At 55.2% G+C, this 25,144-nt stretch carries 20 protein-coding genes; 17 read left to right on the top strand and 3 right to left on the bottom strand.

Features of this window, described 5'->3' with window-relative positions; genetic code table 11:
- Nucleotides 1-21: 21 nt before the first annotated feature.
- The 7 genes from pheA (at nt 22) to A3OW_RS0108080 (ending at nt 7,258) form a co-directional block, all read left to right on the top strand.
- Nucleotides 22-1,107: a prephenate dehydratase gene (pheA, locus tag A3OW_RS0108110; protein ID WP_020562931.1), complete on the top strand. Its 1,086-nt coding sequence runs from the start codon at nt 22-24 to the stop codon at nt 1,105-1,107.
- A gap of 55 nt (nt 1,108-1,162) precedes the next feature.
- Nucleotides 1,163-2,275, top strand: coding sequence for a histidinol-phosphate transaminase (gene hisC, locus A3OW_RS0108105; RefSeq protein WP_020562930.1), 1,113 nt, complete (start codon nt 1,163-1,165; stop codon nt 2,273-2,275).
- Nucleotides 2,268-3,143, top strand: coding sequence for a prephenate dehydrogenase (locus tag A3OW_RS0108100; RefSeq protein ID WP_020562929.1), 876 nt, complete (start codon nt 2,268-2,270; stop codon nt 3,141-3,143). The genes hisC and A3OW_RS0108100 overlap by 8 nt, the downstream gene beginning before the upstream one ends.
- Nucleotide 3,144: 1 nt before the next feature.
- A complete protein-coding gene (gene aroA / locus A3OW_RS0108095; protein WP_020562928.1) occupies nt 3,145-4,467 on the top strand; it encodes a 3-phosphoshikimate 1-carboxyvinyltransferase in 1,323 nt (440 codons plus the stop codon).
- Nucleotides 4,467-5,123 (top strand): (d)CMP kinase, encoded by a 657-nt coding sequence (gene cmk / locus A3OW_RS0108090; protein WP_020562927.1) that lies wholly within the window; start codon nt 4,467-4,469, stop codon nt 5,121-5,123. The genes aroA and cmk overlap by 1 nt, the downstream gene beginning before the upstream one ends.
- Before the next feature lie 103 nt (nt 5,124-5,226).
- Nucleotides 5,227-6,888, top strand: a complete 1,662-nt coding sequence (gene rpsA, locus A3OW_RS0108085; RefSeq protein ID WP_020562926.1) for a 30S ribosomal protein S1 — start codon at nt 5,227-5,229, stop codon at nt 6,886-6,888.
- 64 nt (nt 6,889-6,952) lie between these two features.
- Nucleotides 6,953-7,258 carry an integration host factor subunit beta gene (locus A3OW_RS0108080; RefSeq protein ID WP_020562925.1) on the top strand — a complete coding sequence of 102 codons (306 nt, stop codon included), beginning with the start codon at nt 6,953-6,955 and terminating at the stop codon, nt 7,256-7,258.
- Between the two features lie 188 nt (nt 7,259-7,446).
- Here the strand turns inward: A3OW_RS0108080 and slyD are convergent, their stop codons facing one another.
- The 3 genes from slyD to A3OW_RS27695 form a co-directional block, all read right to left on the bottom strand.
- Complete coding sequence (gene slyD, locus A3OW_RS0108075; RefSeq protein ID WP_026223419.1) at nt 7,447-7,929, bottom strand: peptidylprolyl isomerase; 483 nt, start codon at nt 7,927-7,929, stop codon at nt 7,447-7,449.
- Nucleotides 7,930-8,134: 205 nt separating this feature from the next.
- Nucleotides 8,135-8,656, bottom strand: a complete 522-nt coding sequence (locus A3OW_RS0108065) for an O-acetyl-ADP-ribose deacetylase (RefSeq protein ID WP_020562922.1) — start codon at nt 8,654-8,656, stop codon at nt 8,135-8,137.
- Nucleotides 8,657-8,809: 153 nt separating this feature from the next.
- Nucleotides 8,810-8,959, bottom strand: coding sequence for a hypothetical protein (locus A3OW_RS27695; protein WP_020562921.1), 150 nt, complete (start codon nt 8,957-8,959; stop codon nt 8,810-8,812).
- A 640-nt stretch (nt 8,960-9,599) separates the two neighbouring features.
- Between A3OW_RS27695 and uvrC the strand changes: the two genes are divergently transcribed.
- The 10 genes from uvrC (at nt 9,600) to A3OW_RS0108005 (ending at nt 25,055) form a co-directional block, all read left to right on the top strand.
- Nucleotides 9,600-11,444 carry an excinuclease ABC subunit UvrC gene (gene uvrC / locus A3OW_RS0108050; protein WP_020562919.1) on the top strand — a complete coding sequence of 615 codons (1,845 nt, stop codon included), beginning with the start codon at nt 9,600-9,602 and terminating at the stop codon, nt 11,442-11,444.
- On the top strand, nt 11,434-11,997 hold the full coding sequence (gene pgsA, locus A3OW_RS0108045; protein ID WP_020562918.1) for a CDP-diacylglycerol--glycerol-3-phosphate 3-phosphatidyltransferase: 564 nt from the start codon (nt 11,434-11,436) through the stop codon (nt 11,995-11,997). Before uvrC ends, pgsA begins: the two co-directional genes overlap by 11 nt.
- Before the next feature lie 92 nt (nt 11,998-12,089).
- Entirely contained in the window at nt 12,090-12,689 is a 600-nt protein-coding gene (locus A3OW_RS0108040) for a TetR/AcrR family transcriptional regulator (protein ID WP_020562917.1), read from the top strand.
- A 69-nt stretch (nt 12,690-12,758) separates the two neighbouring features.
- Complete coding sequence (locus A3OW_RS0108035; RefSeq protein WP_020562916.1) at nt 12,759-13,463, top strand: TIGR00266 family protein; 705 nt, start codon at nt 12,759-12,761, stop codon at nt 13,461-13,463.
- A gap of 377 nt (nt 13,464-13,840) precedes the next feature.
- Nucleotides 13,841-16,519, top strand: a complete 2,679-nt coding sequence (aceE, locus tag A3OW_RS0108030; RefSeq protein ID WP_020562915.1) for a pyruvate dehydrogenase (acetyl-transferring), homodimeric type — start codon at nt 13,841-13,843, stop codon at nt 16,517-16,519.
- Between the two features lie 14 nt (nt 16,520-16,533).
- Complete coding sequence (gene aceF / locus A3OW_RS0108025) at nt 16,534-17,832, top strand: dihydrolipoyllysine-residue acetyltransferase (protein ID WP_020562914.1); 1,299 nt, start codon at nt 16,534-16,536, stop codon at nt 17,830-17,832.
- A gap of 28 nt (nt 17,833-17,860) precedes the next feature.
- Complete coding sequence (gene lpdA, locus A3OW_RS0108020) at nt 17,861-19,279, top strand: dihydrolipoyl dehydrogenase (protein ID WP_020562913.1); 1,419 nt, start codon at nt 17,861-17,863, stop codon at nt 19,277-19,279.
- Between the two features lie 15 nt (nt 19,280-19,294).
- Nucleotides 19,295-21,910 carry a glycosyltransferase gene (locus tag A3OW_RS0108015; protein ID WP_020562912.1) on the top strand — a complete coding sequence of 872 codons (2,616 nt, stop codon included), beginning with the start codon at nt 19,295-19,297 and terminating at the stop codon, nt 21,908-21,910.
- 96 nt (nt 21,911-22,006) lie between these two features.
- Nucleotides 22,007-23,530, top strand: coding sequence for a fumarate hydratase (locus A3OW_RS0108010; RefSeq protein WP_020562911.1), 1,524 nt, complete (start codon nt 22,007-22,009; stop codon nt 23,528-23,530).
- Nucleotides 23,531-23,681: 151 nt separating this feature from the next.
- Nucleotides 23,682-25,055: an alanine/glycine:cation symporter family protein gene (locus A3OW_RS0108005; RefSeq protein WP_020562910.1), complete on the top strand. Its 1,374-nt coding sequence runs from the start codon at nt 23,682-23,684 to the stop codon at nt 25,053-25,055.
- The last annotated feature ends 89 nt before the right edge of the window (nt 25,056-25,144 follow it).

The raw sequence follows: 25,144 nt of genomic DNA, 5'->3' as shown, positions 1-25,144 counted from the left end.
TCCATTGAACCAGAGCCTGTCATGCCGTCCGTCACGCCGCTTTCCGAACTGAGAGACAAAATTGATCGAATCGATGCCGAAATTCTGCGCTTGATCAATCAACGTGCGTCTTATGCGAAAGAGGTCGCCCTGACCAAAATTGCCGCGGGCGAAGTGGGTACTTTTTACCGCCCGGATCGGGAGTCGCTGGTTTTAAGACGGATTCACGAATTGAATCAGGGGCCTTTGTCCGACCATACCGCGGTGCGCTTCTTTCGGGAGCTGATGTCGGCTTGCCTGGCTCTGGAGCAGCCTTTGGAGGTCGCTTTTCTGGGGCCGGAAGGCACTTTTACCCAGCAGGCGGCGTTCAAGCATTTCGGACATGCCATTAACACGGTACCCGTGGCTTCGATCAATGAGATATTCAATTCGGTGGAGTTGAATAAATGCCATTTCGGCGTGGTCCCGGTTGAAAACTCGACTGAAGGGGTGATCAACCATACGCTGGACCGGTTTTTGACGTCGCCGTTAAAGATCTGCGGCGAAGTGGAAGTCAAGGTTCATCAGAATCTGATGGGACATACCGAAAGTCTGAGCGAAATTACCGAGGTGTTTTCGCATCAACAGTCGCTTGCTCAGTGCCGCTACTGGCTGGACAAATATTTGCCGCATGCCCGCCTGACCGCGGTCGCCAGTAATGCCGAAGCGGCCAGGCTGGCTTCGGTCAATAAAAGCACCGCCGCGGTCGCGGGCATGGTTGCGGCCGAGGTTTATCAACTGCCGGTCATCGAAAAAAACATCGAGGACGAGCCGAACAATACCACGCGTTTTATCGTCATCGGACAACAGACCTCGTCCTCCACCGGCAAGGACAAGACGTCGCTGGTCATTTCGACCGGAAACCAGCCCGGCGCTTTATACAAGGCCCTGGAACCCTTTGCCCGGTTCAGCATCGGCATGGTCAACATCGAGTCCAGGCCGTCGCGCCAGGGCTTGTGGGAGTATGTCTTTTTTATCGATATCGAAGGCCATAGCGAAGATCCGAATGTCGCTGAAGCTCTGGAAATTTTGAAAGGCACCGTCAGTATGTTGAAACTGCTGGGTTCTTACCCGAAAGCCGTGCTTTAAGCGTTACTTTCCTGCAAACTACGCCGTCGAATGGCATGCCTGCTCACATAAAGTTATGAAAAGAAACGATTCTATATACCAGCTTGCCGTCGCCGGCGTTCAGCAATTAGTCCCCTACAAGCCCGGCAAACCCATTGAAGAACTGGAACGCGAGCTGGGACTCAAACGTGTCGTCAAGCTGGCCTCGAATGAAAATCCGCTGGGGCCCAGTAAAAAAGCCATGGCCGCGATACAGGCGGAGCTGCCCCAATTGTCGCTGTACCCCGACGGCAGCGGCTATCGCTTGAAGAACGCGCTGGCCAGGAAATTCGACGTCGATCCGGCACAGATCACCTTGGGTAACGGTTCCAATGAAATTCTGGAGCTGGTTGCGCGCGCGTTTTTGACGCCCGAACTGGAAGTGTTGTTCTCCCAGCACGCCTTCGCCGTTTATCCGATCGTTACCCAGGCGGTGGGCGCTACGGCGGTAGTGGTCCCGGCCCTCAATTTCGGTCACGATCTGGCGGCGATGCTGCACAAAGTGAACGAGAAAACCCGGCTGGTTTTCATCGCCAATCCGAACAATCCGACCGGCACCCTGCTGGCCCAGGCCGATTTGCAGCGTTTTATCGAAGCCCTACCTGAAACCTGCATTTGCGTTTTGGATGAGGCCTATTTCGAATTTGTCGCCGACCGGGGTCAGGACGATTCCATTGCCTGGCTGAGGAAATATCCCAATTTAATCATTACCCGCACGTTTTCGAAAGCCTACGGACTTGCGGGATTACGGGTCGGTTACAGTTTTTCCAGTCCGGAAATGGCCGATATTTTGAATCGGGTCCGCCAGCCTTTCAACAACAATACGCTGGCTCTGGTGGCGGCGGAAGCGGCGCTGGAAGACACTGAACATTTGCAGAATACCCTTCAGGTCAATACGCTCGGCATGCAGCAGTTAACCGAGGGCTTCAAGAATCTGGGCCTGAAATGGATTCCTTCGGCAGGTAATTTCGTTTCGGTGGATTTGAGCGAGCCGGGCCAGCCCATCTATGAAGCCCTGTTGCGCAAGGGAATCATCGTCAGACCGGTGGCCAATTACGAGATGCCCAACCACCTGCGCGTCAGTATAGGCACTGCGGAAGAAAATCAGTTGTTTCTTCAGGCGTTGACGGACTGTCTGAATAATGTTTAACCGATTGTGCATTATCGGCGTCGGTCTGATCGGCGGCTCCATCGCGCGCGCTGCCCGCCGGCATGGCCTGGCGAGAAGCATTGTCGGCTTCGGCCGGCCGCAGGACGGCAATAATCTGGAGACGGCCAGGCGCCTCCAGGTCGTCGATGATTTTTATTTTGACATTGAAAGCGCGCTGCAAGGGGCGGACGGAATCGTTATCGCCACCCCGGTCGGAGCCATCGAAAATATTTTGACTCTGCTGAAGCCTTACTGGTCGGAAGAGGCGGTTTATACCGACGTTGGCAGCACCAAAGGCAACGTGATCGCCGCGGCCGAGCGTGTATTCGGAAGGGTTCCGGAAAATCTGGTGCCCGCCCATCCCATTGCCGGCGCCGAACACAGCGGCGTGGAAGCTTCGGTGGACGATTTGTTTCGGAACAAACGCCTGATTCTGACGCCGCTGGATCATACCCAGGCCCGCGCCCTGCAAACCGTTACCGTGTTCTGGGAGCGGATGGGGGCGGTGGTGTCGGTCATGGATGCCGGACATCACGACGCCATTCTGGCGGCCACCAGTCATTTGCCCCATATTCTGGCCTTCGCTCTGGTCGACCTGCTGGGCCGAAAGGATGAACAAACCGAAATTTTTAAATACGCGGCAGGCGGTTTCAGGGATTTCACCCGGATCGCCTCCAGCGACCCGAACATGTGGCTGGATATCTGTTCCGCCAACAAAGATCAGCTTATTCCATTAATTCAACAATTGAAAGGTGAACTGGATAAAATAGAACGGCTGCTTGCAAACGATGATTTTCCGCAGCTTTTTGAAACCTTTACGTATGCCAGAAGTGCCAGGCAGCGTTTCCTTGACCAATTTGAAAGCTAATATGACAAAAACAATCACATTCAAAGTAAATCCGGGCGGTAACCTACAAGGCGAGACGCGGGTGCCGGGCGACAAATCCATGTCGCATCGTTCGATCATGCTGGGTTCTCTGGCCGAAGGCGTCACTCACGTTAAAGGTTTTCTTGAAGCAGAGGACGCCTTGGCGACATTGCAGGCGTTTCGCGACATGGGGGTTCGAATCGAAGGCCCCGTGAACGGCGAGCTGACCATACACGGCGTCGGCAAGCACGGCTTGAAAGCGCCGAAAAACGAATTGTATCTCGGTAACTCGGGCACCTCCATGCGTCTGCTGAGCGGTTTGCTCGCCGGTCAGCCGTTTAACACGGTGTTGACCGGAGACAAGTCGTTGTCGGGCCGGCCGATGAAGCGGGTGACCGAGCCCCTGGCCATGATGGGCGCCGAAATTAAAACGACGGAGCGGGGCACCGCGCCGCTGCACATCACCGGCAAGGCGGGGCAATTGAAAGGCATCGATTACGTGATGCCGATGGCCAGCGCTCAGGTCAAATCCTGCCTGATGCTGGCCGGCATGTACGCCCAGGGCGAAACCAGCGTGACCGAACCGGCTCCGACGCGGGATCATACCGAGCGCATGCTGTCCGGCTTCGGCTATCCGGTCAGGAAACAAGGCAACAAAATCACCATTAACGCCGAAGGCAAGCTGACGGCCAGCGACATCGACGTGCCCAGCGACATTTCTTCGGCCGCGTTTTTTCTGGTCGGCGCTTCCATTGCCCCGGGCTCCGATTTAACGCTCAAGCACGTCGGCATCAACCCGACCCGGACCGGCGTGATCGACATACTGAAACTGATGGGTGCCCACATCGAGATCTTGAACGAGCGCCTGGTGGGCGGAGAGCCGGTAGCCGATCTGCACGTCGTGTACAGTCCGTTGAAAGGAATCGACATTCCTGAAGAACTGGTGCCTCTTGCAATCGACGAGTTTCCCGTGCTGTTCGTGGCTGCCGCCTGCGCCGAAGGCCAAACGCGCTTGTCGGGAGCCGAGGAACTCAGAGTCAAGGAATCGGACCGGATTCAGGTAATGGCGGACGGTTTAAAGATTTTAGGCGTCGACGCCCAGCCTACGGCGGACGGCATGATCATTCAGGGAGGCGGCAAGATAGGCGGCGGCGTCGTCGATTCCCACGGCGACCATCGGATAGCCATGTCGTTTTCCATTGCCGGCCTCCGCGCCGGCGCTCCGATTACCATACTGGACTGTGCCAATGTGAACACGTCCTTCCGGGAGTTCAAACAACTGGTTACAAGCTTGGGTCTGGATCTGGTTTCCGAGGAGTCCTGATGTCCGTACCGGTTCTGACCATCGACGGGCCGAGCGGCGCGGGCAAGGGCACCGTCAGTCGCCGGGTGGCCAAACAGCTCGGCTGGCATTATCTGGACAGCGGCTCGATTTATCGTTCGTTGGCCGTTGCGGTGCAAAAACAGGCGATCGACATGAATGATGCGGCGGCCATTGCCCGAGTCGCGGAGTCCATGGTGTTAGAGTTTGATTGCGGCGCTGAGCTGGTTGTCAGACTGAATGGCGTGGACATCACGGCGGAAATTCCGCTGGAAAGTACGGGCAAAATCGCGTCCATCGTCGCTTCCATGCCGGAAGTCAGGAGCCGATTGCTGCAAAAACAACGGGATTTTAAAAAGTCCCCCGGCTTGGTGGCGGACGGTCGCGATATGGGAACCGTCGTCTTTCCGGATGCGGAAACCAAGGTTTATTTGACCGCCAGCGCCCGGGAAAGAGCGTCAAGACGATATAAACAGTTGATCGAAAAAGGAATTGATGCTAATCTATCGCAAATTACCCTGGAAATTGAGGAACGGGATCGCCGGGACATGGAACGAGAGTCGGCTCCGTTGGCGATGGCGAGCGATGCCGTTTATATTGATTCCTCGGCAATGACCATCGAGTCGGTGATCGAGGAAATTCTGAATTTAATCCGATAGGATTATGAACCGTCCACATTTCGATTAAGCTAATCGAAGATGTGTTTTTTAACTTTGATATGAAAGGCCAGGTCGATTTTCGACAGGCTTGGGAAAATAGAAAATGAGCGAAAGCTTTGCTGCGTTACTTGAAGAAAATTTAAACAAGACCAAGATGTCGCCCGGCGACATGTTGATCGGAACCGTTGTTGATATCGATAACGATATGGTTATCGTCAGCACCCATTCCAAATCGGAAGGCGTCATTCCAAAATGGCAGTTTCTGAACAACGATGGGGAACTGGAAGTTGCAATAGGTGACGAAGTCGAAGTTGCCCTGGATCTTTTCGAAGACGGTCTGGGCGCCACGCTGCTTTCCCGAGATAAAGCGAAGAAAAACAAAGCCTGGTTTGAACTGGAAAATGCCTATGAAAAGCAAGCCACTATCGTAGGCCGCATTACCGGTAAAGTTCGCGGCGGTTTTACCGTGGCCGTCGGCGCCCTGAGAGCGTTTTTACCCGGCTCGCTGGTGGACGTACGTCCGGTAAGAGACACCACTTTCCTGGAAAACCGCGATCTGGAATTCAAGGTTATCAAAATCGATCAAAAACGGAATAACGTAGTTCTGTCGCGCCGCGCCGTCGTCGAAAAGGAATACAGCGCAGAGAGGGAAGAATTGCTGAAAACACTGGAAGAAGGCGCAATCGTTACCGGCGTGGTCAAAAACCTCACCGATTACGGCGCCTTTATCGATCTGGGCGGCATCGACGGCTTGCTGCACATCACCGACATGGCTTGGCGTCGCGTCCGCCATCCTTCCGAATGCGTGGAAATCGGCCAGGAAATCAAAGTCAAGGTCTTGAAATACGACAAAGACAAGAATCGCGTTTCGCTGGGCATGAAGCAAATGGGTGAAGATCCATGGCAAAACATTGCCCGCCGTTATCCTGCAGGAACCCGCGTATTCGGCAAGGTGAACAATCTGACCGATTACGGCTGCTTTGTCGAAATCGAAGAAGGCGTGGAAGGCCTGGTGCACGTTTCCGAAATGGACTGGACCAACAAGAACGTCAATCCATCCAAACTCGTCCAACTGGGCGACGAGGTTGAGGTCATGGTCCTGGAAATCGACGAGGAACGCCGCCGTATTTCGTTGGGCATGAAGCAATGCAAAGTCAATCCGTGGGACGAATTTGCCGCGACTCACAACAAAGGCGATAAAATTACCGGAAAGATCAAGTCGATTACCGACTTTGGCATCTTCATCGGCCTGGAAGGCGGCATCGACGGCCTGGTGCACATGTCGGACATTTCGTGGGCCGATGACGGAGAAGCGGCCGTTCGTGAATTCAAAAAAGGCGATGAACTGGAAACCGTCATTCTGGCGGTCGATTCCGAGCGCGAGCGCATATCCCTCGGCATCAAGCAACTCGAACAGGATCCGTTCCAGAACTTCCTGGCTACTCACGAGAAAGGCAGCCTCGTTAAAGGCACCATCAAGGAAGTCGACGCCAAAGGTGCGGTCGTTACTTTGGCCGATCACGTGGAAGGTTACATTCGGGCTTCCGAAATTCAGCGCGACCGCGTTGAAGATGCTCGCACCCTGTTGAAGGAAGGCGAAGAAATCGAAGCCAAATTCATCGGTGTCGACAAGAAGAGCAAGTCGATTTCTTTATCCATAAAAGCCAAAGATCAAGATGAAGAAAGCCACGCCATCAAAGATTATTCTCAACAGTCCGCTGGCACCCCGACACTGGGTGATATCTTTAAACAAATAGAAAAATAAAAACTAAGAGAGGGCATGCCTTTGGGGCATGCCCTTTCGACATTATTTTTTTACGGGATAGACAGTGACAAAATCCGAATTAATTGAAGCGCTTGCCAGGCAACAGCCTCATCTGCCGTTGAAAGACGTCGAATTGGCAGTAAAATGCATCATCGAAAAAATGAATCAGGCCTTGTCCTCGGGAGAAAGAATCGAGATAAGAGGATTCGGCAGTTTTTCATTACACTTGCGGCCGCCCCGAATGGGCCGTAACCCCAAAACAGGCGAATCGGTCGCTTTATCAAAAAAATACGTACCCCATTTTAAACCGGGGAAAGAATTGCGCGATCGGGTCGATGCCGCGAGCAGCACCTGTGAAATAATCGATTGAAACGCAGCGTTATGCCCTGGCCGATAAGGCCGGGATCGAACCGGCCCGAATCCAAAGGTCGGATGGCGGTTTACCGGGGATTGCGTCCTTATTCATCTTCCCCTCGTTATTATCTGCCAAAACAGCTTTAAGAAACGGTCCGGATTCCCGTAACAAAGAGCAGGTGCCCGGACCGGCGCCGTTTTATCTCAGTGATGATGGCCGCCCGGACCATGAATGTGTCCATGCGCTATCTCTTCACGGCTGGCGGGCCGGACGTCGACGATTTCGACATCGAACGTTAAAGCCATTCCGGCCAGCGGATGATTGCCGTCGATGGTGACGTCGTCGCCGTCAATGGCTACGATCGAGACCACGCCGGGACCTGAACTGACGTCGGCATGGAATTTCATCCCGACCTCCAATTCGTCGATGCCTTCGAACATCGAGCGCGGAATCACTTGAACCCTCTCTTCCATAAATTCGCCATAAGCCTCTTCAGCGGGGATGCGGACATTGAATTTGTCCCCGACTTCTTTGCCGTAAAGCGCCTGTTCCAGACCCGAAATAATATTGCCTTGGCCGTGGAGATAAACCAAGGCGTCGTCTCCAACCGAGCTGTCGATAACTTCACCGTCGTCGTTTGTCAGGGTGTAATGGATGGAAACAGCCATATTGTCTGCTACTTGCATGGATAAAACCTATAATGAACAGTAAAGGTGCCATGATAGCTCTTTCCGCTTCTTTTGTCCGAAAAATATAAGCCATTCTCTCGTTCACGACGAGATTTCGGATTTTTCCGGAAAATTCGCGGCATATTTGAAAATTAAAGATTCGATTCCCTGCACAATCTTCACCGGAGATGAAACGGTCTGCAAGGAGAAAAAGGAGCGTTCTTTAGCTTCGCTCGGAAGCGAGAAGACTTTCGTAAACGGCTAGATCCGGCGCCGAAAAACAGCAAAAAACGATTTCTTCAAGCGAATCGGATTTGACTAAGAAAGACAGCACTGCGTCAACCGCAACCTTTGCGGCAAGTTCGACCGGATAGTCGTAAATTCCCGTGCTGATACCGGGAAATGCGATGCTGCGAATGCCGTGTTCCGAGGCCACTTCGAGGGATCGCCGGTAACAGGAGGCCAGCAGTTCGGGCTCGCCATGACGGCCGTCGCGCCATACGGGGCCGACGGTATGAATGACGTATCTTGCAGGAAGCCGGTAGCCCTTGGTGAGTTTGGCCTCTCCGGTCTTACAGCCGCCGAGAAGCCGGCATTCGGCGGTCAGTTCAGGTCCGGCCGCACGATGAATGGCACCGTCGACGCCGCCGCCACCCAACAAGGAAGGATTCGCCGCATTGACGATCGCGTCCAAGGGCAGGCGGGTAATATCGCCCAGAAAGGCGTGAACTAAGGCGGGCATCATGCGAACTGGCCGTGAATGTCGGCTTGAAACCAAAATGTCGAAAGCGACAAGTCAAGTCTTGAATGCGGTCCATGAAACTCGCTATCTTCGCTGATGTATCGTTCTTTCCGGGCTCTGCGCCTTAGTTCGATAATAAAGAAAAAAATGCCGTTCTTACTCTTCGAGCCAGAACATCGAGTCGGAATCATCGACGGCCTCGTCTTCATTCGAATAATGATTCCATTCAATATGATCCAGTAAGGGTAAGTCGTCCATATCTTCATAATCGAGATCATTCAAATCGTGCATATCGTCATCAAACATAGTGGGTCTCCAATGAGTCATATCAATTACGGCCAGAATAACTAAAGACCGTTGACCGGCCTCTGTATTCAAAAAGCAAGCTTTATACCAATGACGAAAATTCTTTTATCTGTACCCCATGAATTTGAAATAAATGATGGTAACTGACACAATTCGTCATTTTTATGACAGGTTTGGTTAATGCCGAGTTTCGTAAATTTGTCTATTAAAATAGTCGACGACTTCGGGAGACAGGGAAGATGCCGATAAATTGGCCGGGCGTATTAGGATTGACTCGATTTTTATATTCGAGAAAAGCCGGAGACAATGGAGCCGGTCGGGACGTTGGCATTGCCGGCTATTGATAAATGCTGATTTAGAGTCGGATAAAACCATTTCAATGACTGCCCGGTCTTGTATGCCGATCGAACATCCGGCTCGGTCCGATGACCGGACCGTCGGCGCCGGTTGTTTTGCGGCGGTGATAAAGCCGCGGAGTGAAACTTGGAGGCGCCGATTTGCTCATAGGCCTCTGACGGATAGGCACGATTGATTTCCGTCAAACGACCGACCAGGAAAAGCCGGTTATGTTTCGTTTACGGTCAGGAAGTTATTTTATCAAAAGGTGGCGTGTAGACGCCTCTGCCGGAGTTCCCGTTTCATGGCAAGTACCGATATTCCAGAAAACGCCTTTGATGCCAAAGGCTTTATCAAAAACCTGACGACTCGTCCCGGCATTTATAAAATGCTGAATGAGGAAGGCGAGATTATTTACATCGGCAAGGCGAAAAATCTCAAGAACCGCGTTTCGAGTTATTTTAAAAGCCACTCGACTTCCATCAAGCAGCAAACGATGGTGGCCAGAATCGCAGCGGTGGAAGTGACGGTGACCCACACCGAAGGCGAGGCCTTGTTGCTGGAATCGCAACTGATCAAGCGCCATAAGCCCCGCTATAACATCTGCTTGCGGGACGACAAATCCTATCCGTACATATTTTTGTCCAGTCCTCACGATTTCCCGCAAATTACCTTCCACCGCGGCGCCAAAAAAAGAGGCGGCAAGTATTTCGGACCTTATCCCAGCGTCGGCGCGGTAAGAGAAAGTCTGAAGCTGCTGCAGAAAATTTTTCCGGTGAGGCAGTGCGAAGATTCGGTTTTTCAAAATCGCACGCGTCCGTGCCTGCAATACCAGATCGAACGCTGCACCGCGCCCTGCGTAGGATTGATCGATAAAGCGGCCTATGCGCAGGACGTCGAAGGCACCATTCTGTTTCTGGAAGGAAAAGGCGGGGTATTGATCGAGCAGTTGATCGTCAAAATGGAAAGGGCGGCGGCCGCTCTGCAATTCGAGCAGGCTGCGGTCTACCGCGACCAGATCGGCAAATTGAGGGCGGTGCTGGAGAAAAACTTTGTCCATGGAGAACGGGGCGACGTGGACATCATTGCCTGCGCCGCCAAGGGAAATCTGGCTTGCATCCAGGTGTTTTTCATCCGCAACGGCCAGCATCTGGGGAACAAGCAGTTTTTTCCCAAGATGTCGGATGCGCATGATCCGGCGGCCGTTTTGGAAGCGTTTATCCCGCAATATTATCTGGACAGGCAAGCCCCGCACGAATTGATCGTCAGCCACGAACTGGCGGAAGCCGAACTGATGGCCGACGTGCTGGCGCAGCAATCGAAACATGGGGTTGCCATTTCTTTCAATGTCCGGGGAGAACGTCTGAAATGGCTGCAGATGGCTTTGGCCAACGCCGAAACGTCGTTGCAGAACAAATTGGCCGACAAACAGGGGCTGTACGCACGCTTTTTGAATTTGCAGGAAGAATTGGGCTGTCCGGAACTGCCGAGGCGTCTGGAGTGTTTCGACATCAGCCATCATCACGGCGATCAGACGGTGGCTTCCTGCGTCGTTTTTGACCGGGAAGGGCCGGTCAAATCCGCTTACCGCCGATTCAACATCGAAGGCGTGGCCGGAGGCGACGATTACGCCGCCATCCATCAGGCGGTCTTACGCCGGTTCAAGCGCTTGAAGCAGGGCGAACACGAAGCTCCGGACGTCCTGTTCATCGACGGCGGTAAAGGGCAAGTGCATGAAGCGCAAAAGGCATTAGCGGAATTAGACATAAACAATGTTATGATAGTCGGCATTTCCAAAGGTCCGGACCGAAAGCCCGGCATGGAAAAGCTGATTCTGGCCGATCAGGACCGGCCGCTGCCGGTGACTCCCGGAGCCAGCGGCTTGCTGCTCATCCAGCACATCCGGGACGAGGCCCATCGCTTTGCGATTACCGGGCACCGTCAGCGTCTGGGCAAAATAAAGAAACGTTCCGCGCTGGAGTCGATTGAAGGCCTGGGGCCCAAGAGGCGTCAGCTATTATTAAAACAATTTGGGGGGCTGCAAGGCGTGACTCAGGCGGGTGTGGATGCGCTTTCCAGCATAGACGGCATCAGTCGTCAATTGGCGCAACGAATTTACGATAGTTTTCATCATCAAGATGACCATTGAATTTAACCTACCGACGAATCTCACATTGCTAAGGATCGCCCTGATTCCTTTATTGATGATCGTGTTCTATCTGCCCTGGGACCATGCCAATATCGCCAGCACCGCCATTTTTATCGGCGCCGGCATTACCGACTGGCTGGACGGTTATTTGGCCAGAAAGATGCAGCAGGAAACCCCGTTCGGGGCCTTCCTGGATCCGGTGGCCGACAAGCTGATGGTCGCCTTCGTTTTGGTTTTGATCGTACAGCAGCAAGCCAACCCTTACCTGGCGGTGCCGGCGGCGATCATTATCGGCCGGGAAATCACCATCGCTTCCCTCCGGGAATGGATGGCGGAAATCGGCCAGCGGGCCAAGGTGAAAGTTTCCACGCTGGGCAAATGGAAAACCACGGCGCAAATGGTTGCCATCGGCATGTTGCTGTACCGTGAAGACCTGTTCGGGCTGCCGATCAACGCGATGGGATATACCTTGCTGTATATCGCCGCCGTGCTGACGCTGTGGTCGATGGTCAATTATCTGTGCGCAGCGATGACTGCGATCAAAACGCAATAAGCATTTCAATCCCGCCGTATGTTTTTTTCAATGCCGGGATTTCGACTAACCATAAAGATACAGTCTATTGAACGGGCTGTGAAAGAATAATAATGGATAAGGAAAAAGAAGACATTCAGACGAAAGCCGAAGCGCAGGATGAGATATTACTGGCGGCCTTGAAATTGTTTGCTGAAAAAGGCTATTTTAATACTTCGTTGAGCGATATTGCCGATGCGGCCGGCCTGAAAACGACCAATGCTCTTTACCAGCATTTCAAAAACAAACAGACGATTGCCGCGGCCCTGTATGCCAATATTTTCGACAGCCTGAGTATTTCGGTCGACGATATCCGGCGAAGAAGCCAGAAACCCTCCGAGCAGTTGCGGGCGATCGTCGATTTGTTATTCAAACTGACCGACGAGGCACCCGATGTAATGCAGTTTTTGCTGGTTTTGAACGTCAGCGAAATTCTTCCGGATGAGAGACCCGTTCTGGAAACGCCGCCTTTCACCAAAATTATCAAAATCATTCAGGCGGGCGCCAAAGCAGGAGAAATCCGCAATATCGCTCCGCAATTGTGTTTCGCCTATTTTTTCGGAATAGTCAACACCACCTTGCGCATGGTGTTATCCGGAGAGCTTGACAGGAAAGCCGACAGCTACCTTTCGCAAACCTGGCTGGCCGCCTGGAATGCCATTGCCAAAAAATAGCGGCGGAATAAGGCGTTGCCGAGCCCTGCGTCCAACAGTCTGCTGATTAAATCAAGGAGATAATAATCCATGGCGCAATTTACCGTAACCGGAGACGTCGATCCGTTTCTGCACGTCAGCCTTCAGCGCGGCGAAAAGATTTATTGTGAATCCAATGCCATGGTGATGATGGAGGCCACCCTGGACCTCAAAGGAAAAATGACTGGCGGCCTGGGCAGCGCTTTGATGCGCCGTCTGGCCAACGGCGAGTCTTTTTTTCAGCAACACATCGAAGCCGTTCGGGGCGGCGGCGATTGTCTTTTGTCGCCGACCCTGCCCGGCGCTATCGAGATTCTGGACGTCGGCGACAACCATTACATGATTTCCGACGGCGCTTTCGTCGCCGCCGAAAGCGGAGTTCAGTTGAACGTGCGTACTCAGGGCCTCGGCTCGGCCGTGTTCGGCCAGACCGGCGGTTTCTTTATCGGCGAGGCTACCGGCGCAGGCAAGCTGGCCGTGTCGGGATTCGGCACCAGTTTTATACTGGACGTGGAGCCCGGACAGGACGTCATTATCGACAATGCTCACGTGGTGGCCTGGGACAGTCGTTTGCATCACGAGATCTCGGTCGCTACGCAAAGCAGCGGCGGGCTGTTGGGGCAGTTGGTCAACAGCGTCACCAGCGGTGAAGGCATGGTGCTCAAGTTTTCCGGCAAAGGCAAAGTCATCATCTGTTCACGCAACCGGGAAAACTTCATTGCATGGCTATTGAAAGGCATGCCGGGCAATCGTTAGTTCTTTTCAAGCCTTGTCTTTCATAAGACGACTTGCCGCCGGGTTCGGATCGTTCCGTCCGGACTCCGGTTGATACACACTGTTTCCTGTTTATTGCCGAGAGTTTGCGTTCCAGTCGAGGGCCGCCGAATATCAAGGCACGGACAGCCCGCCAAGATCTACGGCCACAAGACGGCCGATTAAGTTTTACAAAACAGGTTCAATGCTCTCCGCCATTTGTATATACTATGCAACATTTTAAGTGTATTTTTTTCGGCTTGTCCATTGTTTTACGCCGGAGTTGCCACCAAATCGGATAAATCCGGAAAGCCGTTGAAACTTTATTTAGAACAATATTTTATGAAGTCAAACACAAGCCGCCTCAACAGGAAAAAATGATGACCAAGAGTTTAATTTCTGAAATTACCGGACAAAACGACATTGATCCGGCAGAAACCAGGGAATGGATCGAGGCATTGCAGGCAGTACTGGACAAGGACGGCAGCGAGCGCGCGCATTTCTTGATTGAACAACTGGTTGCAGTCACCCGACATTCGGGATTCGACGTCCCTTTCAGTGCCAACACCGCTTACCTCAATACCATTCCCGTCGCCAGTCAGGCAAAATACCCCGGCAATCATGAGATCGAATTGAAAATTCGTTCCTATGTCCGCTGGAATGCGATGATGATGGTGCTGAGGGCGAACAAGCATACCAATGTCGGAGGCCATATCGCCAGCTTCGCCTCTGCGGCCACTTTATACGATGTCGGATACAACCATTTCTGGCGCGCGCCTTCCGACCAGCACGACGGCGACCTGATCTTTACCCAGGGCCATCTAACCCCGGGCGATTACGCCCGCGCCTTTCTGATGGGCAGATTGACGGAAGAGCAAATGAACAATTTCCGCCAGGAAGTGGGCGGAAACGGTTTGTCGTCTTATCCGCATCCGTGGCTGATGCCGAACTTCTGGCAATTTCCTACGGTTTCCATGGGGCTGGGTCCCATCATGGCGATTTATCAGGCCCGTTTCATGCGTTATTTGCAGGATCGCGGCCTGGCCGATACCTCGGAACGCAAAGTGTGGAGCTTCGTGGGCGACGGCGAAACCGACGAGCCCGAATCCCTGGGCGCCATCGGGTTGGCCGGACGGGAAAAGCTGGATAACCTGATCTTTGTCGTCAACTGCAATTTACAGCGGCTGGACGGACCGGTCCGGGGCAACGGCAAGATCATCCAGGAGCTGGAAAGCGAGTTCCGAGGCGCCGGCTGGAACGTCATCAAAGTGGTCTGGGGTCAGCGCTGGGACGCGCTGCTGGCAAGAGACACCGAAGGTTTGCTCGCGGCACGGATGATGGCCTGCGTCGACGGCGATTATCAGACGTTCAAGGCCAAGGACGGAGCCTACGTCAGAGAGCATTTTTTCAATACGCCCGAATTGAAGGCGATGGTCGCCGACTGGTCCGATCGCGACATCTGGGAATTGAACCGGGGCGGGCACGATCCTTCCAAGGTTTATGCTGCCTTCCATGCCGCGGTCAACCACAAGGGCCAGCCGACCGTCATTCTGGCGAAAACGATCAAAGGCTACGGCATGGGCGAATCCGGCCAGGCGCAAAACATCACCCATCAACAAAAGAAAATGAGCGAGAGCTCGCTCGGCCATTTCCGCGATCGCTACGATTTGCCCGTCACCGACGAGCAGATGCACGACCTGCCTTACATTAAATTTCCCGAAGACTCGAAGGAGTTCGCGTATATGATGCAGCGCCGCACCGAGTTGGGCGGACCGTTGCCGGCCAGACGGGCCAAGTCTTACGCGCTGGACGTGCCGGTGCTGAGCGATTTCAAAGCGTTGCTGGAAGCGAGCGGGGAAGGCCGCGAATTTTCCACGACCATGGCGTTCGTGCGCATGCTGAACATTCTGGTCAAAGACAAAAATATCGGGAAACGCATCGTGCCGATCGTTCCGGACGAGTCGCGGACCTTCGGCATGGAAGGCATGTTCAGACAGCTCGGCATCTGGTCCCAGGTAGGGCAGTTGTATACGCCCCAGGACGCCGATCAGTTGATGTTTTACAAGGAGGACAAGCACGGCCAGGTCCTTCAGGAAGGCATCAACGAAGCGGGCGGCCTGTGCGACTGGATCGCGGCCGGCACGTCCTATTCCACGCACAACGTGCCGATGATTCCATTTTTCATCTACTACTCGATGTTCGGATTTCAGCGCGTCGGCGATTTGATCTGGGCGGCGGCGGACCAGCGCACCCGAGGCTTCCTGATGGGGGGCACGGCCGGCCGGACCACGCTGAACGGCGAAGGACTGCAACATGAGGACGGCCACAGTCATTTAATGGCGGCAACCGTGCCCAATTGCGTTTCTTATGATCCGACTTATGCCTACGAGTTGGCCGTCATAATCCAGGACGGTTTACGCCGCATGTACGTCAATCAGGAAGACATCTTCTACTATATCACGATCATGAACGAAAATTACCCTCATCCGGCCATGCCGAAAGGCATCGAGCTGGATATTCTCAAGGGCATGTATTGTTTCCGTCAGGGCGGCAAAAAGAAAGGGCCGAAGGTACGCTTATTGGGTTCGGGCACGATCTTTCGTGAAGTCGAGTTTGCCGCGGAACTGCTTCGTGACGACTGGGGAGTGGATGCGGATTTATGGAGCTGCACCAGTTTCACCGAACTGGCCCGGGACGGTCAGTCCTGCCACCGCTGGAACCGTCTGCATCCGACCGAAACGGCACGCGTGCCTCACGTGACCCATTGTCTCGGTCAGGATCCGAGTCCGGTGATTGCGGCCACCGATTATTGCCGGGCTTTTGCCGAACAAATCCGCCCGTATATTGCCTCGCCTTACACGGTATTGGGCACCGACGGATTCGGTCGGTCCGATACCCGGAAGAACCTGAGGCGGTTTTTCGAAGTGGACCGCTACCACGTCACGGTTGCTGCCCTGAAGAGTCTGGCGGATTCAGGTCAATTCGATCCGGCCAAAGTGGAAGTGGCTATCGCCAAATACGGCATGAATGCCGATGTCAATGCGCCCTGGTTAGTATAAGCGGAAGGATACCCATGACTGATGTAATCGAAATCAAAGTTCCCGACGTCGGCAACGTGACCGATATCGACGTCGTCGAAGTGCTGATCAAGCCCGGCGATACGGTCGAATTGGAACAAACGGTGGCCACGCTCGAAACCGATAAGGCGAGCATGGATTTGCCGTCCAGCGCGGCGGGCACCGTTCAGCAGGTTTTCATCAAAAAAGGAGACAAGGTTTCGGAAGGAACGCTGATTGCGACGGTGCAGGCCGGCGCGGCGGCGCCTGCCGAAGCTAAAGCCGAAGCGCCCGAGCCCAAAGCGGCCGCCGAAGCCAAGCCGGCGGAACCTGCCAAAGTCGAAAAAGCGCCGGAGCCGGCACCGAAACCCGCTCCGGCGGCTCTTCCCGAACCGTTGCCCGAACCCGGTTCGGTCCGTCCGCCCCATGCTTCTCCTTCGGTCCGTCTTTTCGCGCGCGAGCTGGGCGTGGATGTTACCCGGCTCGGCGCCGGCAGCGGCCGTAAGGGACGTCTTTTAAAGGAAGACGTCAAGAATTTCGTCAAGAAGATCATGACCGAAGGCGTTGCCACCGGCGGTGCCGGAATTCCTCCGATTCCTCCGGTCGATTTTGCTCCGTTCGGCGAGACTGAAACGGTCAAGCTCAGCAAGATCAAGCGCCTGACCGGCCAGAATCTGAGCCGGGTCTGGCTCAACCTGCCGATGGTGACTTATCATGACGAGGCCGACATCACCGAGCTGGAAGCGTTCCGCAATCAGATCAACGCGGAAAAAAAGAACGGCGAAGTCAAGATTACCGGCTTGATGTTCATCATCAAGGCGCTGGTCGGTGCAATGCAGCAGTTTCCGAATTTCAATGCTTCGTTGTCCGGCGACGGCGAAAACCTGATCCTGAAGAAATATTGCAATATCGGCATTGCCGTCGATACGCCGAACGGACTGGTAGTGCCGGTGCTGCGCGACGCCGACAAGAAAACGATCAACCAGTTGGCGGCCGAATTGGCGGAAAAAAGTGAAAAAGCACGGCAAGGCAAGTTGATGCCGGCCGACATGCAGGGCGGCTGCATCAGCATTTCCAGCCTGGGCGGTATCGGCGGCACGGCCTTCACACCGATCGTCAATGCCCCCGAAGTGGCCATTCTCGGCGTCACCCGGGCGAAAATGCAGCCGGTCTGGAACGGCAAGGAATTCGTGCCGCGCCTGATGCTGCCGCTCGATCTGACTTACGATCATCGCGTGATCGACGGCGCCGAAGGCGCTCGTTTCATGGCCGCCATCAAAAATTATCTGGGCGATATTCGCCGCCTGTTACTTTGACTACAGGAAGCTATGGAGGCATCCGAAAATGAGTGATTCTGAATTAAACGCGGAAGTTTTGGTTTTAGGCGGCGGGCCGGGCGGATACAGCGCCGCGTTCCGCGCCGCCGATCTGGGCAAGCAGGTCACCCTGGTCGAGCGTTACCCGGTGCTGGGCGGCGTCTGCCTGAACGTCGGCTGCATTCCCTCGAAAGCGCTGTTGCATACGGCCCTGCTCATTCACGAGGCGGAGGAGTTCGAACAGCACGGGCTCAGTTTCGGCAAGCCCGCGCTCGATCTCGACAAGATCCGCGCCTGGAAGGAGAACATCAGCAAGACGCTGAACGGCGGTCTGGCGGGGCTTGCCAAGCAGCGTAAGGTCAACGTGATCCAGGGAGTCGGCCGGTTCAGTTCGGACCATACGCTGGCTGTGGAAACGGCGGACGGCGTCAAGACGGTCCGCTTCGAGCAGGCCATTATCGCCGCAGGTTCGCATCCGGCCAGGATACCCAATTTTCCGAACGACGATCCCCGCTTGATGGATTCAACGGACGCGCTGGAAATTCGAAGCATCCCGAAAAAAATGCTGATCGTCGGCGGCGGCATCATCGGCCTGGAAATGGCCACCGTCTATCACGCCTACGGTTCGGAAATCAGCGTGGTGGAATGGATGGATCAAATCATTCCCGGCTGCGACAAGGATCTGGTGACGCCGTTGTTCCGGCGCATCAAGAAGCAATACAAGAACGTCTGGCTGGAAACCAAGGTGGCTTCGATCGAGGCCAATGAAGACGGCCTCAAGGTTTTCTTCGAAGGCAAGGAGGCACCGGAATCGGAGCTGTTCGATGCCGTCCTGGTGGCGGTCGGCCGCCGGCCCAACGGCAAGCTGATCGATGCCGAAAAAGCGGGCGTCCAGGTCAACGAACAGGGCTTTATTCCGGTCGACAAGCAGCAGCGGACCAACGTGCCGCATATTTTCGCGATCGGCGACATCGTCGGCAATCCGATGCTGGCGCATAAAGCCGTGCATGAAGGCAAGGTGGCCGCGGAAGTGGCGGCCGGGCACAAAGCCGCTTTCGACGCCCTGACGATTCCGGCGGTGGCTTATACCGATCCGGAAGTGGCCTGGATGGGCCTGACCGAAAACCAGGCGAAAGAGCAGGGCATTGAATACGACAAAGCTACCTTCCCGTGGGCGGCCAGCGGGCGATCGCTGAGCCTGGGCCGCAAGGAAGGATTGACTAAAATCCTGTGCGACAAGGAATCCGGCCGCATTCTGGGTGCCGGCATGGTCGGGCCCAATGCCGGGGAGTTGATTTCCGAAGCGGTGCTGGCGCTGGAAATGGGCGCCGACGCCGAAGACATCGGCCTGACCGTTCATCCCCATCCGGTGCTTTCCGAGACGTTCGCGTTCGCGGCCGAAATGATTACCGGAACGATTACCGATCTTTATGTTAAAAAAACATAAGTTCCAATAACTTCGATGAAAAGAATATTATCCATATTATTTACGATTGCCCTGCTCGTTTTTGTCAATTTCAGCATATGGAGCTACATCAATAACCCTCTGCAATTGAAGTCCTGGACGAAAACGACGATGGGGGTGACTTTCGACCCCAGGCGGAAGGAATACACCCAGGAAAACAATTTGTTTCCGACCGAAGCTCAAATCGACGAAGATCTGGCGCTGCTCGAAAACAAAGTCCATGCGGTTCGAACGTACAGCATGCTCAAAGGCCTGCACAAGGTGCCCGAGCTGGCGGCCAAGCACGGCTTGAATACCACCATCGGCGCCTGGATCGACGGCAACCTGGAAAAAAACCGTCAGGAAATCGAAGCCCTGCTGCAAGCCAGCAATCAAAACAATCCGAAAATCGTCCGGGTCATGGTTGGCAACGAAGTGCTGTTCCGCGACGACATTCCGAAAGAGCAATTGATCGAATACATCCGCGAGGTGAAAAAACGCACCTGGCGGCCGGTCAGTACGTCGGAAACCTTCGACATCTGGTTGAAAAATCCTGATCTGGTCAAGGAAGTCGATTTTATCGGCGCCCATATTCTGCCTTACTGGAACGGCATTGCTGCGGAAGATGCGGTCGATTTCGTCTTCGAGAAATACTACGAATTGCAAAAGGCCTATCCGAACAAGCCGATCGTGATTACCGAAGTCGGCTGGCCTTCGGACGGCCAACCCTATAAACATGCGACTGCGTCCCGCACCAATCAGGCCCGGTTTTTGCGCGAGTTCCTGAACCGGGCGGCCGATGAGCATCTGGCTTATTACATCGTGGAGGCGTTCGACCAGCCGTGGAAAATGGCGATCGAAGGTTCGGCCGGCGCCTACTGGGGGATATTCAATGCCGACCGGCAGCCGAAATACCCGATGGAAGGCGCGGTGCTGGCGCTGCCCGGCTGGAAACACTGGGCGGTAGGCGCGGCGGGTTTCAGCGTGGTGTTGATGGGACTGTTCCTGTTCACCCGTCGGACCCTCAAGTTACCCGGCATGCTGTTTTTCGGGCTGATCGCCAACCTGGCCGCCTCGACGATTTTCTGGACGGTATCGATCGGTGCCCAGCAATATCAGACCAATCTGACGATACTTTTCTGGGTGCTGCTGGTCCTGATGCAGATCATCGCGGTCTTCATCCTGTTGATCGAAGCGCTGGAGATCGCCGAAGTCGTCTGGCATCGACAGACGGCCCGCACCTTCAAGCCGCTGACGCCGGGCCCCGATTTCAAATACCCGAAGGTGTCCCTGCACTTGCCGATTCACAACGAGCCGCCGATGATGGTCCGGAAAACGCTGGAAGCGCTCGCCAAGGTGGATTATCCGAATCTGGAAGTGCTGGTCATGGACAACAATACCAAGGATCCGGCCGTTTGGGAACCGGTCAAGGCCGATTGCGAGCGATTGGGGCCGATGTTCCGGTTCTTCCATCTGGAAAACTGGCCCGGATTCAAGGCCGGCGCCATCAATCACGCGCTCGAGCAAACCGCGCCCGATGCCGAAATCATCGCGATCATCGACAGCGATTATGTCCTGTCGCCGGACTGGCTGAAGAGCATGGTGCCTTATTTCGACAACGAAAACGTCGGTTTTGTGCAGTCGCCCCAGGATTACCGGGATCTGCACGTCAGCACCTTTAAATCGAACTGTTATTGGGAATACGCGGGATTCTTCAATATCGGCATGGTGCAACGCAACGAATACAATGCGATTATTCAGCACGGCACGATGACCATGATCAGAAAGTCGGCCTTGCTGGAGGTCGGCAAGTGGTCCGAATGGTGCATCTGCGAGGACAGCGAGCTGGGCTTGCGCCTCTACGAAGCCGGCTACGATTCGGTTTACTGCAAGGAATCGTTCGGCCGCGGCCTGATGCCGGATACGATGTCCGGTTACATGACTCAGCGCTTCCGCTGGGTTTACGGCGCGATGCAAATCATCAAGGCGCACTGGCGCAGTTTCCTGCCGACCAAGAAATCGCCGCTGACTTCGGCGCAGCGTTATTATTTCATCGCCGGCTGGCTGCCCTGGTTTTCGGACGCGCTGGCCTTGGTGTTCACCTGCGCCAGCCTGATTCTGACCGGTTTGATCTTCCTCGATCCGATCCATAGCGAGATTCCGGTGAACGCCTTCCTGCTGCCGACGATCGGCTTGTTTACTTTTAAAGTCCTGCGCAGCTTGTGGCTTTATCAGGTCCGCGTTCCGTGCTCGGTCTGGCAGTCTCTGGGCGCCTCGCTGTCGGGGCTGGCGCTGACTCATACCGTTGCGCGCGGCGTATGGCAGGGCATGTTCGTTCCCGGCAAGCCTTTCATGCGCACACCGAAATACGAAAAGCTCGGGCTTCTTTTTACCGGCCTGATGACCATCCGGCAGGAAATCTTCTTGCTGACCCTGTTGGCGCTGGGCATCTGGGGCATGGGCTCGCTCGAGCATTTCGACAATCTGAGCGGCAAATTATGGATGGCGGTGTTGTCGGTGCAATCCGTTCCGTATGTCGCCGCGCTGATAACGATGCTGATCAGCATTGCGCCCAGCTATTTCTCCAAATCCTCCGCTTCTTTCGAAGAACTGGATGAAACCGAGTTTCAGTAAACCGGCTCGACATTCTGCATCCACTCGGCGGCGCACCGATGACGGCGCCGCCGGCCGTTCCCAACTTCCCGATACCGCCGCGAGAGCGGACCGATCATGAGCGTAATCAGACAAGACGATTTCATCCAGAGCGTCGCCGACTCTTTGCAGTATATCTCCTATTATCATCCGCCCGATTTCATCAACGCCTTAAACGAAGCCTACCGAAAAGAACAAAGCCCGGCCGCCAGGGATGCGATGGCGCAAATTCTGATCAACTCCAGGATGTGCGCCGAAGGGCGTCGTCCGATATGCCAGGATACCGGCATCGTTACCGTGTTTTTGAAAATCGGCATGGACGTCCGCTGGGAGGCGGAGCTGTCGGTCACCGACATGGTGAACGAAGGCGTCAGGCGTGCCTATCGGCATCCGGACAACGTGCTCAGAGCTTCCGTTCTGAAGGATTCGGCCGGCCTGCGCATTAATACCGGGGACAATACGCCGGCCGTGGTGCACATGGAAACGGTCCTGGGCGACAAGGTGGAAGTGAATGTCGCGGCCAAAGGCGGAGGTTCCGAAGCCAAAGCGAAATTTGCCATGCTGAACCCGTCGGACAGCATCGTCGACTGGGTATTAAACACGGTTCCGGCGATGGGAGCCGGCTGGTGTCCGCCCGGCATCCTGGGGCTCGGCATCGGCGGCACCGCCGAAAAAGCGATGCTGCTGGCGAAGCAGGCTTGCATGGAAACCATCGACATCCAGGAGCTGATCGCCCGAGGATCCGCCAGCCGGCTTGAGGAACTGCGCCTGGAACTCTACGAGAAGGTGAATGCGCTGGGCATCGGCGCGCAGGGACTGGGCGGGCTGACCACCGTGCTGGACATTAAAATCAGGGATTATCCGACGCATGCGGCCAACAAACCGGTCGCGATGATTCCGAATTGCGCGGCCACCCGCCATGCGCATTTTGTGTTGGACGGTTCGGGGCCTGCCGAGCTCAAGCCGCCCCGTCTGGAAGATTGGCCCCTGATCACACGGGAAGCCGGCGCAGGTTCCCGCCGGGTCCATCTGGATACGCTGACCCTGAGCGAGGTGGCCGCCTGGAAGCCGGGCGAGACCCTGCTGCTGAGCGGGACCTTGCTGACCGGGCGGGACGCGGCGCACAAACGCATGGTCGAACTGTTCGAACAAGGCCAGCCTTTGCCGGAAGGGGTCGACTTTACCAATAAATTCATCTATTACGTAGGGCCGGTCGATCCGGTTCGGGATGAAGTCGTAGGGCCTGCCGGTCCGACCACGGCAACTCGCATGGACAAGTTTACCGACGCCATGCTGGCCCACACCGGCTTGCTGGGCATGATCGGCAAGGCCGAGCGGGGGCCTTCGGCCATTGCGGCGATCAAGGCCCATCGGGCCGTTTATCTGATCGCGGTAGGCGGCGCCGCTTATCTGGTGTCGAAAGCGATACGTCAATCCCGTGTTGTGGCCTTCGAAGACCTCGGCATGGAAGCGATTCATGAATTTGTCGTCGAAGACATGCCGGTGACGGTGGCGGTTGACAGCCGGGGCGAGTCGATTCATCAGTCGGCGCCCAAAATCTGGCAGCAAAGAATCGGCAAGATTCCCGTTCTTGAAAAATAATCACCGACATTTTGGCGGCAGACCAGGCGGAGGCGGCGTTCAACCTTCGGAAGGCTAGGGTTCAACGAGCTCGGCCGGTGATGGCTCATGAATTGAATCACGTCCGTTCCTGCCGTTTTAAACAATCAATTCAAGTCATGGAGATAATGCAATGAACGCCATCGAATCGGCGATAGCCACGGTATCGGGTTGGGTGTGGGGACCGCCGATGCTGATCCTGCTGGTAGGGACGGGACTGTATCTGACCGTTTTGCTGAAAGGCTTGCAGTTCCGGGCGCTGCCTTTGGCGTTCCGTCTGATTTTTCTTAAAGAACACTGCCGCGACGGCGACATCAGCCATTTTGCCGCCTTAATGACCGCCTTGGCGGCCACCGTCGGCATCGGCAACATCGTCGGCGTTGCGACCGCGATCAGTCTGGGCGGGCCGGGGGCGGTCTTCTGGATGTGGATGACCGGTCTGGTCGGGATGGTGACCAAGTATTCGGAAGCGGTGCTGGCGGTCAAGTACCGGGAAAGGGGAGAGTACGGCATGCGCGGCGGTCCGATGTATTATCTGGCCAAGGGCGTGGGACTGCCCTGGCTGGGTGGCCTGTTCGCGGTATTTACCGCGCTGGCGACGTTCGGCATCGGCAACATGACCCAGGCCAATTCCACCGCGAAAATACTGGAAACTTCCTTTCACGTCGAGCCGTGGGTGACCGGCGTCATTCTGATGCTGTTGACCGCGCTGGTGATTTTGGGCGGCATCCGCTCTATCGGTAAATTCACGTCGTTTCTGGTGCCGTTCATGATCGTCGGCTATGTCGGCTCGTCGCTGACGGTGCTGGCGCTGAACGCGGCCGAGATTCCCGAGGCTTTGGCGCTGATTTTCCAGCATGCGTTTGCGCCGACTGCCGCCACCGGCGGCTTTGCCGGAGCGACCATGGCGTCGGCCATGCGTTACGGAGTGGCGCGCGGGGTTTTTTCCAACGAATCGGGACTGGGTTCTGCGCCGATCGCCGCCGCGGCCGCGCGCACTCAGGATCCGGTCAAACAGGCACTGGTCAGCATGACCCAGACCTTCATCGATACGCTCGTGGTCTGTTCGATGACGGCGCTGGTGATTCTGACCGGCCAATCCTGGACGCAAGGCGTCAGCGCCGGCCAGTTGACCAGCGCCACTTTCGGAGAAACGCTGGGAAGCCCGGGCGAAATGATCGTGGCGCTCGCGACGGCGTTGTTTGCCTATTCGACGCTGATCGGCTGGAATTATTACGGCGAGAAGGCGATTGAATATTTGCTGGGGCCGCGCGCCATACGTCCGTATCGCATTGTGTTTATCGTCATGGTCATGGTCGGCGCGATGATGAATCTGGAATTCGTCTGGAATTTTTCCGATCTGATGAACGGCATGATGGCGATACCCAATCTGATCGGGCTGCTGTGGCTGTCCAGAGTGGTCAAGCAGGAAACGGACCGTTATTTTAAATCCGGAAATCAGTCACAGAGTAAGCAACGTTTGAGCGAAGAGTCGGAGCCCGGTTAATTCGGGAAGCCTGTCAATACGGCTGCGGTGAACACGGAGAAATCGCCGCTATCGATCTTCGGGATTGCCGTTCTTGCCAGGAAGGTTGA

Source organism: Methylosarcina fibrata AML-C10 (genome assembly GCF_000372865.1).
GTDB lineage: Bacteria > Pseudomonadota > Gammaproteobacteria > Methylococcales > Methylomonadaceae > Methylosarcina > Methylosarcina fibrata.
This window is presented reverse-complemented; position numbering and strand designations above follow the sequence as displayed.